Annotated in this window: 12 protein-coding genes; 3 read left to right on the forward strand and 9 right to left on the reverse strand. The window is 39.0% G+C overall.

The genetic code is table 11. The features are described from left to right. Positions 1-150: 150 nt before the first annotated feature. On the reverse strand, positions 151-720 hold the full coding sequence (locus AKG37_RS11215) for a non-oxidative hydroxyarylic acid decarboxylases subunit B (RefSeq protein WP_047202079.1): 570 nt from the start codon (positions 718-720) through the stop codon (positions 151-153). Between the two features lie 134 nt (positions 721-854). Here AKG37_RS11215 and AKG37_RS11220 point away from each other — a divergent pair, with 134 nt between their 5' ends. Further along, a complete protein-coding gene (locus AKG37_RS11220; RefSeq protein ID WP_060698884.1) occupies positions 855-1,751 on the forward strand; it encodes a LysR family transcriptional regulator in 897 nt (298 codons plus the stop codon). A 162-nt stretch (positions 1,752-1,913) separates the two neighbouring features. On the opposite strand, the gene bglA is transcribed toward AKG37_RS11220, so the two are convergent. From bglA to AKG37_RS19225, 3 genes are read right to left on the reverse strand one after another with little or no spacing between them, the layout of a single operon-like run. Further along, positions 1,914-3,353, reverse strand: coding sequence for a 6-phospho-beta-glucosidase BglA (bglA, locus tag AKG37_RS11225; protein WP_149865081.1), 1,440 nt, complete (start codon positions 3,351-3,353; stop codon positions 1,914-1,916). A 26-nt stretch (positions 3,354-3,379) separates the two neighbouring features. Further along, entirely contained in the window at positions 3,380-3,511 is a 132-nt protein-coding gene (locus AKG37_RS19325; protein WP_273700893.1) for a PTS sugar transporter subunit IIABC family protein, read from the reverse strand. Next, the gene (locus AKG37_RS19225) at positions 3,501-3,659 is read right to left on the reverse strand and encodes a PTS glucose transporter subunit IIA (RefSeq protein WP_237697726.1); all 159 of its coding nucleotides are present in this window, start codon (positions 3,657-3,659) and stop codon (positions 3,501-3,503) included. The genes AKG37_RS19325 and AKG37_RS19225 overlap by 11 nt, the downstream gene beginning before the upstream one ends. A gap of 140 nt (positions 3,660-3,799) precedes the next feature. Between AKG37_RS19225 and AKG37_RS11230 the strand changes: the two genes are divergently transcribed. Continuing rightward, positions 3,800-4,510 carry a GntR family transcriptional regulator gene (locus AKG37_RS11230; protein WP_060698886.1) on the forward strand — a complete coding sequence of 237 codons (711 nt, stop codon included), beginning with the start codon at positions 3,800-3,802 and terminating at the stop codon, positions 4,508-4,510. 50 nt (positions 4,511-4,560) lie between these two features. Here AKG37_RS11230 and AKG37_RS11235 read toward each other — a convergent pair whose 3' ends face one another. Both AKG37_RS11235 and AKG37_RS11240 read right to left on the reverse strand, forming a co-directional pair. Beyond that, positions 4,561-5,571, reverse strand: a complete 1,011-nt coding sequence (locus tag AKG37_RS11235; RefSeq protein WP_060698887.1) for a hypothetical protein — start codon at positions 5,569-5,571, stop codon at positions 4,561-4,563. A 108-nt stretch (positions 5,572-5,679) separates the two neighbouring features. Beyond that, entirely contained in the window at positions 5,680-7,863 is a 2,184-nt protein-coding gene (locus AKG37_RS11240; protein ID WP_060698888.1) for a hypothetical protein, read from the reverse strand. Positions 7,864-8,103: 240 nt separating this feature from the next. Here AKG37_RS11240 and AKG37_RS11245 point away from each other — a divergent pair, with 240 nt between their 5' ends. Continuing rightward, entirely contained in the window at positions 8,104-9,000 is an 897-nt protein-coding gene (locus AKG37_RS11245; protein WP_060698889.1) for a PhzF family phenazine biosynthesis protein, read from the forward strand. 40 nt (positions 9,001-9,040) lie between these two features. Here the strand turns inward: AKG37_RS11245 and AKG37_RS11250 are convergent, their stop codons facing one another. From AKG37_RS11250 to AKG37_RS11260, 3 genes are read right to left on the reverse strand one after another with little or no spacing between them, the layout of a single operon-like run. Further along, positions 9,041-9,916 (reverse strand): LysR family transcriptional regulator, encoded by an 876-nt coding sequence (locus tag AKG37_RS11250; RefSeq protein WP_239686112.1) that lies wholly within the window; start codon positions 9,914-9,916, stop codon positions 9,041-9,043. 9 nt (positions 9,917-9,925) lie between these two features. Then, on the reverse strand, positions 9,926-10,432 hold the full coding sequence (locus AKG37_RS11255; RefSeq protein WP_060698890.1) for a hypothetical protein: 507 nt from the start codon (positions 10,430-10,432) through the stop codon (positions 9,926-9,928). Between the two features lie 16 nt (positions 10,433-10,448). Then, positions 10,449-10,958 (reverse strand): LURP-one-related/scramblase family protein, encoded by a 510-nt coding sequence (locus AKG37_RS11260; RefSeq protein WP_060698891.1) that lies wholly within the window; start codon positions 10,956-10,958, stop codon positions 10,449-10,451. Positions 10,959-11,145: the final 187 nt, after the last annotated feature.

Below are 11,145 nucleotides of genomic sequence, written 5' to 3' on the forward strand. Positions count from 1 at the left end.
TATTAAATATTTAAAATATACCTTAAAGGTATCACATTTAGCCGAAATGATGTTTAAAATGGGAATCTAATAAAAAAGGTTCGTCCTTTTAGGACGAACCTGATTGAAAAAGTAAATTTTCTTGCCTCTCAAAACCATCTTATGATTAGATTACTTCGCTTTTTTAATACCGTCCCATCTCTTAGCTTCTGATAATTGAATACCAAACTGATCTAAGGCTCTGTAAACAATGTGGTTAACAATATCATCAATCTGTTGAGGGTGATTATAAAAAGCAGGCATTGGAGGGAAAATGATAGATCCCATTCTTGATAAAGCCAACATATTTTCAAGATGAATATCATTAAGAGGTGTTTCACGGGTCATCAGTAACAATTTTTTTCTCTCTTTTAAAATGACATCAGCAGCACGTGTAACAAGATTGTCTGCCAGCCCCATTCGAATTGATGCAAGAGTTTTCATACTACAAGGAGCAACAATCATTCCATCTACTCTAAAGGATCCGCTTGAAATTTTCGCACCTAAATCCTTATATGAATATGTGAAATCAGCTAATTCTTCAACATCCTTCACCGTGTAAGATGTCTCAACATTTATGGTTGCCGCTGCCCATGAAGACATGACCAAATGAGTTTCAATATCTGTGTGTTTGAGAATTTCTAGAAGACGAATTCCAAAGATGGCTCCTGTCGCACCAGACATTCCAACAATAATCTTCATATATGCTTCACCTTCTTTAATATTTAATGATTCATATCTCTAGATAAAGTATACTACCCAATTTATTATATTGATAATATTCATATTATTTATATATAATACTTATAAAGTATAAAAAAGACAGGAGAAGAAATATGGATATTCGACAACTACGATATTTTATAGCGATTGCAGAACAAGGGACTATCTCTAAAGCTGCAGAATACCTGCACATGGCTCAGCCACCACTTAGCAGGCAATTAAAAATGATGGAGGATGAATTAGGTGTTGTTTTATTTGAAAGGAATAAAAAGAAGAAAGTCACGCTGACCGCTCAGGGAGAACTCTTTTTAAAAAAGGCTAGGAAAATAGTTTATAGCATGGAGGATGCTATTCATGAAATTAAAGAATTTAGTGAGGAAATAAGCGGAACACTTTCAATTGGTTCTACTATCTATTGTGCACCGATTTTACTTTCTGCTCTTACTGAATTTCGAAAAAAGCATTCTCATGTTAAATTTAATATTTGGGAAGGAAACTCTGCTCACTTAATGACATTATTGAATAATCGGCAAATTGATGTTGCGATTACAGGAGGACCTTTTCCTAAAAAAGATATTAAAGTGAAAAGTTTGTATACAGATCCTTGTGTATTAGTTGTCCCTAAAGAATATAAGATAGATGAAAAAGAAATCAGCATACAAACACTTTCTGACATTCCGCTTGTATTACTCCGTCCAACAGAAGGAGTGGGATTATTTGATCAAATTGTTGATACATTTCAACAGTTGGAATTAACGCCCAATATATTATGTGAATGTCACGACTCTGCTATGTTATTAAGTTTAGTAAGAAAAGGATTTGGGGCGACAATATTACCTTTATCTATGGTAAATCATCGACTTACGAAGGAATTTAAAAAGATCTCCATTCAAGATGATCCATGGATTTCTGATCCTTCATTGGTTTGGAGATCAAACAGCTACTTATCAGCTGCGACGAAAGAGTTTTTGAAGTTTTTTGAGGAACAGAGCAACTACACCGACTATTAATTATCGGAGAGTCTGGATGACTTCATAGAGTATATCAGAACTCAATTCAACCTTGGCAGGTTTTTCTATTGGGGTGTTAATAGCTATTTGCATTCATGGAGTTAGCACACAAAAAAACCGAACAAGCGATATGATGCTCATTCGGCTCTCTATTATTTTTCTTTACACTTCTTCACCGTTCGTTGCAATAACGTTTTGATACCAAGTAAACGAATCTTTTTTGAGGCGCTTCATTGAGCCGTTCCCTTCGTTATCACGGTCAACGTAGATCATGCCGTAGCGTTTTTTCATTTCGCCTGTTGTGAATGACACGATATCAATGATCCCCCAAGGTGTGTAGCCGATGAGGTCAACACCGTCGTATTCTATTGCCTTTTTCAGCGCCTCGATATGAGAAGCGAGATATTGAATTCGTTCTGGATCGTGAATAGAACCGTCTTCTTCCACTTGATCAATGGCACCAAATCCATTCTCGACGATGAATAGCGGGATTTGATAGCGATCGTAAAAACGATTCAATGTATATCTTAAGCCTGTCGGGTCAATCGACCAGCCCCAGTCACTTGATTTGATATAAGGGTTATCTACACCATGCGGCAGTGCTCCATTGACAATATCTCCGTTGTTGTCAGACACCACATCACTTTTAACCGCTGTCGACATGTAGTAGCTAAAGCCAAGATAATCCACTTTCCCTTTTCTTAAGCTTTCTTCATCGCCTTCTTCAAACGGAATATGATAGCCTTCGCGTTCGAATTCTTTTAATGCATAGCTCGGATAGTAGCCGCGAACCTGTACATCTGGGAAGAAATAACGTTGTCTCATATATTCTTCAGCAAGCATGACATCCTCAGGGTTTGAGGAATATGGATAGATGGGCACGTGAGACACCATGGCTCCAATTTGAAAAGCAGGATTGATTTCTTTTCCTTTGGCTACTGCCCATGCACTTGCAAGTAATTCATGATGTCCTGCTTGATACATCACTTCTTTGGCATTTTCGCCTTCTTTGACTGACACCCCCGAATTTGTCCAAAGGAACAATGGGTTGTTGACATCCATTTTGTTATTGATTTCATTAAATGTCATCCAGTAAGTGACCTTATCCTTGTATCGATTGAAGCATACTTCTGCGAATTTCGCGAAATACTCGGCGACTTTTCGGCTGCGGAACCCGCCGTACTCTCTTGCTAAATGAAGCGGCATCTCAAAGTGAGACAGCGTGATTACAGGCTCGATGCCATGCTTGAGCAGTTCATCAAATACATCATCATAAAATTGTAAGCCTGCTTCATTCGGTTCCGCTTCATCCCCTTTAGGGAAAATTCTGCTCCAGCCGATTGATGTACGTAAGCATTTTAAGCCCATTTCAGCAAACATTGCGATATCTTCCTTATAATGATGGTAGAAATCGATCGCTTCATGGTTCGGATAAAATTTATCTTTTTCTATCGTTTCAGTTATTTGTCTCGGTACTCCATGAGCACCTGCTGTCATCACATCTACAACACTTGGACCTTTTCCTGCTTCATTCCATCCACCTTCAAATTGATGTGCAGCTAATGCGCCGCCCCATAGAAAATCTTTTGGTAAAGTCATTATTTATTCCTCCTATTTCACAATAGTTATCATGACATCCGTTGGCTGACATATCTCAGTTTCTCTACAATCACATCTTCGTATGCTTGTGTGTTGGTGATGATGACTGGTGTGATTGTTTTTAATCCTTTGCTTTCAATGGCTTCTTGATCAAATGTCATCAACAAGTAACTCCACACCGAATTCTGAACGCAGTCCCATCGCAAACCCTTTATCCATCATCCCCGAGCTGAATACGGCATCCGGCACTTCAGATAACGGGAGCACTTTCCCTGCAAGGTGTGCAGTAATTGTTTCTTCATTGTTCATCGAAACATCATTTCTTCTTCATTATAATTATACCGGTACAATTTATCAATACATATATAATTCAAGTTAACATATCAAAGGAAAATCGGTATGTGCTATAATACAGGAACAATAAATCGTGGAAACAAAGAGGAATGGCTATGTTAAAGTATCAACTAATTGCGAATGATATTGAAAAATATATTGTCACCCATGAGCTGCAGCAAGGGGATAAGCTTCCTGTACTTGAAACACTTATGAGCCAATTTGCTGTGAGCAAAAGTACAATTATCAAATCCTTAGACTTACTCGAAAGAAAAGGAATAGTCTATCAAGTGAGGGGCAGCGGCATCTTTGTTCGAAGACACCGCCGCAAGGGCTACATCAGTCTTTTATCCAACCAAGGATTTAAAAAAGATTTAGAGGAATTTCAACTGGCATCAGAGGTGTTAATGCTGGACACCATCAAGCCGTCCGAAGAAGCTGCGCTTAATTTGAACATTGAACAAGAAGAGGATGTTTTTTACCTGAAACGCATTCGTTACATCAATGGACAAACCTTATGTTTAGAAGAATCCTATTACCGAAAAACCATCATTCCCTATCTCAACACAGAAATTGCCGCTGATTCTGTTTTTAAGTTCATCAGTGAAGCTTTGGGGCTCAAAGTCGGTTTTTCCGATATGTACTTACAAGTAGGCAAATTGAATAAAACCGAAGCGGCACACCTCGGCCTCAAACAAGATGATCCCGCCCTCCGCGTCGAGACCGTCTTTCACCTCACAAACGGCCAGCCCTTCGACTTCTCGAAAATTACGTATAACTACATGCAGTCCCAATTTTTTATTCAAGCGAATAATTATTATGGGTGATGGTATGGAAAAAGCCCCTCGAGCCTGAGGGGCTTTTTGAAAATAAACATTTATTTGTAATAGTTATACTCATTGAACGTTGCTATCATATCTTCCTCTGTTCCTGTCTTCGCGCGATTTGTATTAAAATATAACGTGCCATCATCAAAATCAACAGCTTCTATTTCAAAAAGAGTAAATGCGCTGCTCGTAATTCGGAAAGAAAGGTCTTTTCTCGTAAACAATTCTTTTGAAAAATCTTTTACAGGTGTTTCCTTTTGCTCTTTCAACATTTGATTGATATTTAACGGATATGTAAGAATAACACTTACATTAGAAGCCCCTCCGTTGGTATCTGTTTTAAATAACGGTACATATAAGGTTCCTTGGTAGAAAGAAATACCTTGAAGAATGTACTTCGAAGCATCAACCACTGATTGATTTACAATGGCTTCCTTATAATTTAATGTAAACGTGGCTTCATACTCAAATTGTCCTTTTTGGTCATTAAAATTCCCAATAAAAAAGCGATTACCAGACCTGACAATAAACTTATCCGTTCCCACAGAATAGGTAATGCCGCTAATAGATAAATCCGCCCCATTGTACTGAAGGACATAAGATTTAGCCACTTTGTACGTATTATTCTTCGTGTTCACGCGTAGCTTCACTATCTTTTTTACATACTTTACGCCATCGGTCATTGGCGCTACATATAAGCTAACTTGATCATCACCTTTTTCGGCTTTCACTGCCAAGTCATTGGCATGACCTAAGTCATTACTCGTACTATTGGTGTCAGAGTTTTTAAGCAGCTTAACCGTTCTATTGCTTGATGAGCCGCTCATTTTTATAGCGTACAATTGCGTCAAGTGGTTTGATGTGTTGATTTTTGCAGCATAGATCATATTATTATTCCGGTCTACAGCCATTCCTTGCATCGAAGTGTAGAAACCAGAACCTGACATTGCAGAATACGTTGTATATGTGTTGAAATATCCGGATTGAGCGTGAACAGCAGTGGACCACATACTGCAGCAAAAGATGACAGCGATTAGAATCAAATACTTTGTTTTTTTCATTATAAACCACTCTCCTATCATTGGAATTTATATCATGTGGTTCTTAGGAATAAAATCGTCACCCTAGAAATGAATGACGATTTTAAGATTCTCAATGATGAAACAACTCTACTTTTCAGCCTTAAATGTCTTTACCGTCTTACTACTTTCCGACATGCCTTTTCCAGTGACAGTGAAGTAGAGTTTTCCTCCCTTCGCACCTAGTTGTTTGAAAGTAACTTTCACAACCTTGCCTTTTGAAGCCGCTGATTTTCCAATAAGCTTTCCTGAAGGTTGATAGATTTTGACAACATCCTGCTTCGTTAATTTACTGAAAGTGATTACATCTTTTTTCTTCTTGTTGTTCACGATGTTGATTTGATTGCTTTTTAATACAGCAGATGGCTCGCCTTTAAAAGAAATGGCTTGCTTTCCACTTTCCAGCATCTTATCGCTGCTGCGCGTGACATACACTTTACCGCTCTTAGTTCCTACTTGTTTGATGGACAATTTGATGGACGAACTGTTAGCCGGTTTTGATGTGGCTAGTAATTTTCCGCTTGTTGAGTAGACTTTGATCACATCTTTTTTCTTCATCTTACTCACTGTGACGACGTCATTTTTATTTTTAAGATTGTTGATTTTGACTTGGTTCGTTTTTAAAGCATCTGATTTCTCACCCTGATAACGAATTGGTACTCGATTTCCCTCTTTTAAACCAGGTTCTTTCATACTGATATAAAGCGTTCCACTTGTTTGTCCCAGTTGCTTCAAGGAAATCGTCAGGTTCGAACTAGATGCAGCCTGTTGGGCAATCGCTTTACCGCCAGAAGATTGTTTAAAAACTTTGATGACTGATTGCTTTTTGATTCCTTTTATCGTCACCGTATCGTTTTTCCCTTTATTGTTCGCCACCTTTACTTGAGATGCTAGAAGTGGTGATGTGACGATTTTTTTGACGGTCAAGGCTGGCAGGGCGACCTTTCTATTTCCGCTTAACAACGTGATCGTTACTTTAGACCCTTGTTGTAATTTTCCCGTTTTCAATTTGAAATCTTTGCCCGGCGTAATGGAGAATGGTCCGTATTTCTTTTTCGCTGTGCTCGTGCTGAGTCTCGACATTGCTTTTATTGTGTTATTCGCTGAATCAGATTGCACCTCAACAACAGCTTGCTGACCAAAGGTACTGACGCCATTAATGGTATCACTTGCATCATCGATTTCTTCCACAAAAACTTTCTGTACATCTTCCTGAGATTGATTCGTTTCATTCGGATTATCAGCCATGAACGACTTGACTGTAATTAAGTCACCACCGATTAATTTAGAAACAGGGACATCATAGTACCCATTAGAGTCTGTCTGACCTTCCCCAATGACTCTTCCTTCTCCATCTAAAATATTGATCATACTTTTAGGAGTTGCGGTCCCACCCACTGAAGCTGAAAGCTGCGTAAATGGATCAATAGTCGGAGCGGTTGATCTCAGTTGAAAAATGGTCTCATGCAAAGCATTATCATAAGAGGGTTCCATCACTTGAAATTTACTTTGATCTAATGATTTTATTGTGTTTTTGTCCACACTCAATTCAAAATTGCCATCACCATCTGCAATCATCGATTGAATGATGTCATTTGATTTTTGATTTTTAAAGACGATCTTTGCATAAGGAATTCCCGTTTGGCCTTTCACTGATTTAGACCATTTTGTCGTAGGAATAAGTGAGATTTTCTTAGGATTCACAATTTTTTTGTAAACGTCGATATTGCTGCCAGTCGTCATTTTCACTGTTAGGAATGTCCCTGCATTGAGTGCAGGCAGCTTTAAATGAATGGCATTATTGAATGTGCCTGAGGCAATTACTTTGCCATCTTTCATGACCTCTACTTTTGTGTTCTTCACTGTTTTTCCAGTTAATTCTTGAGAAGTATCATAGATCGGATCTAATGAGCTAAAAGATTCCTTGAAAACATACACTTTGTTTGAAGACAGCATTGTCCCATTTTGGTCATACGTATCTAATTCCATTGTTTGGCCTGAACTAAGGTTCAAAGAAAACAACTTAAAGTTTCCGTTACTATCTGCTTTTGCATAGTGCATATATTTAGATTTCCAGTTACTCGGAACACCCCAATCTACGAATGCAACGATTGCGTTTGGCGCTGTTTTACCTGTCAGATAATTATCACCATATTGATAGCGATCAACCGTTGTGATTGTTCCACTCTCTACTGCGCTTACCCTTTCTTGTATATGAAAACTCAACATCATCACACATAGAATAGAAGCTACTAATTTCAGGACCATTTTCATAAATATATCCTCACTTTTCCTATTAATGTTTTTATATACAAATATTATACATTTCATTCGATATAGGTACAAGGGTTAATACAGTGACTAAAGACTTATATATACTAAATTAATAGATACAGTGAACTCTTCTCTCTTACATGAACATTCCCAATGTAAAACATCAAAAAGATTCATTTTACGAATGCATCAAACAAACTTATGATAAACGTAACAAAAATGTATAGGAGGGTTCGTTAGATGAGAGACATTAGAGTGTATCATGTTGATGCGTTTACAACTGAGACATTTGGAGGAAACGCCGCTGGAGTCGTATTGGATGGTGAGTTTTTAACAGAGGAAGACATGCAGAGAATCGCCAAGGAGTTGAATTTAGCGGAATCCGTCTTTTTGCTGCCTGCACATGATCAAGAAGCTGATTATCGGGTCAAATACTTTACGCCGACAGAGGAAGTTAATTTTTGCGGTCATGCGACTGTTGGATTGACTTGGCTTATGGCGACTGAGCTAGGGCTGGCGAAAGAGACATCAGGGGTCGTGTTAGAAACAAAGATTGGCAATGTGCCCGTTGTATGGCACGAAGAAAATGGAGAAATTGTTGATGTGGAAATGACGCAGATAACCCCGAAGACGAGAGATTTTGCCATCGATGTAGAAGAGCTTAGTGACTTGCTTGGTGTGAGCAGTGACCGCATCGATCCATCCTATCCTATCAAATTAGCAAACACCGGAAACTGGCACCTTCTCGTTCCGATGAAGCATCAGCAGGACATTGATCAAGCGTCTCCAAACTTAACGGCTTTAGCTAAAATGAATAAAGAGCATGGCATCTCGACGACCCACCTTTATACATTTCACACCTCAAAAGAATGTGATCTTTATACGAGGGATTTTGCGCCTGGGATTGGGATACCCGAAGATCCTGTGACGGGGGCAGCGAACGGGGCATTGGCTGGTTTTCTCTACTTAGAAAACATTATTTCTCAACAGAACCCCACTCACCTGAGCATTGCTCAAGGAGATACCATCGGCAGACCAGGTATGCTTACGATCACAGTCATTCCGAATGAATCACAGCCAGTGATCAAAGTGGCAGGCGCAGCTGTCATTACCATTCGCGGCGTGTTGACTCTATAAACGATCAGCTTGAATGGGAGACATCTCGTTCAAGCTGATCCTATTTAAAATGATCTTTGACTGCTTTGATCCATCTTTTGGCCGATGGGGAAGCTGCTTTGAATGATTTAAACGCCAGGTTAACCTCACGATATACACTCGTCTCAAGTGGAATGATTTTCGTATGAGGTATGTGCGGCGGCAAAATTAATGTCGGAATGATCGTGACCCCAAGCCCTTCTTGAACCATAGAAATGAGCGTATTGTTGTCTCCAATTTCAAATAAAACATGGGGCTTCACACCGCCGCTTTCTTTTAACAGCTTTTTGACGAGTATGTCACAGCCCGCTTTCGGCATGATAAAGGATTCATCCTGTAGCGAGTCCACTTCAATCACTTTCTTCGTATTGAAACGATGATTCTCTTGTATGAGCACCACCAATTCATCTTGAAAAAGTGGAATGGTCTCGAATTCCCTCGATGACTGCGTTAAAAATCCAACATCAACCGTGCCTGAAGCAATCCATTCCTCAATCTCCTCATAACCGCCTTCATATAACTCCAGCTTAATATGCGGATAGCTTTGCGTAAAACGATGAATGAGGCGCGGAAGGACATTTGAAGAAAAACTGGGAAATGTCCCAATCTTGATGCTCCCTACTTCCATCCCTTGAATCAGCGCCGCCTCCTGCTCAAGCAATGCTGCATGATGCATGATTTGCCGAATATGCGGCATCACCCGCTCACCTGCGTCCGTTAACGACAGCCCGTTTCGATTCCGCCGAAGCAGCACAACCCCTAATTCCGACTCAAGCTTCGCAATATTATGACTCACCCCAGACTGCGTCAGCCCAAGCTTCTCCCCGGCTCTTGTAAAACTGCCGCATTCGACGGCTGTTAGAAATACTTTGTATTGGAATGTGATCAGTTTGCTCACCTCACAAGCTCATTTTAGATCTTGGCAAAATCTACTGTTAGATATTTCTTTGATTTTTCGATTTAAATGGTGTTCTATCATTTGAAAGCAAGTCTGCTGAATCCATAAACGTTGAAATGTATAGAGCTGTTCTTTTTCATCACCATGCAAATCTTCATCTTCCTCTAACTGAAAATCAGTTAAATCGATGTTGTCATGAACATGCATTTTCATAAAAACATGAGCATTGTGAAAATCATGCATATGTTCTACTAAAAAAGAAATCTCAGTGATAACATCATCAAATGTATCTTCTTCAAGCATTTTTTTAAGATCCAAATTACTATGCACATCAATTGAAAGGTAATTATCTCTTTCATCCAATTCTTCTTGGGTAGCTAGCGGATTATCGTGAATGGTTGCTTTTCTATTTACATCTGTAATGGAGAAATAAATGATGATGTCTTGATTATCGAGAAATTCATACGCCCATATTTCTGCATCTCTTAATCTTAAAATGCGGGTGAGATTGGCCAATCTTTTAACCCTCCAATTAATTATTCATCGTAGTCGACGACGAAGACCTAGACGCTGCTTCATCAGCCTTCACACAATCAATTGCAACAACGAGCGCAATCATCACAGGCTCCATCTCTTCTTTCAAAATATCAACCTTATAGCTGTCCCCCCAAGTAAACCATTCCTTCTTCACCTGACCGATCACTTCGCCGTTCTGCAGCACTTGGAAATTCATATCCCACCAGTTACCTTGCACTTCAATTCCTGCGGCATCAATTGAATATTTTGCTTTAAAGAACGTAAACTCTTTTTTGATGGTCAATACCTCTTGACCATCAACTTCTACTAAAAACTTCGGTAGAAAGCTAAACATTTTCTTCGTAATCACAGCGATTTCATCTCGTTCTGTATTCAGTAAGGTGAACGTCTTCGGCATCTTCATAAAGCTGCCTTCGACCACATACACATCATTCTCCTGCTGATCTTTTACGGTAAACTTGCCGCTTAGGCTAAATACTTTCTGCTTCATGTATAGCTGTTTCATATGGACCTCCGATTAAGCTAATTAAATTTATCAGCCTTTTATCTTTTCTTTCCTTATATCGGATTATACCAAAAAATAGAATGTACAAAAAACCACCTAAATGCAGATGGTTTTCGGTTACTGTACTATCTGAAGAAATTTATTTTCATATGTTCATAAAGCATTTTCCATTCCTATGATGACGCCT

Source organism: Bacillus australimaris, assembly GCF_001307105.1.
In the GTDB taxonomy this organism is placed as follows: domain Bacteria; phylum Bacillota; class Bacilli; order Bacillales; family Bacillaceae; genus Bacillus; species Bacillus australimaris.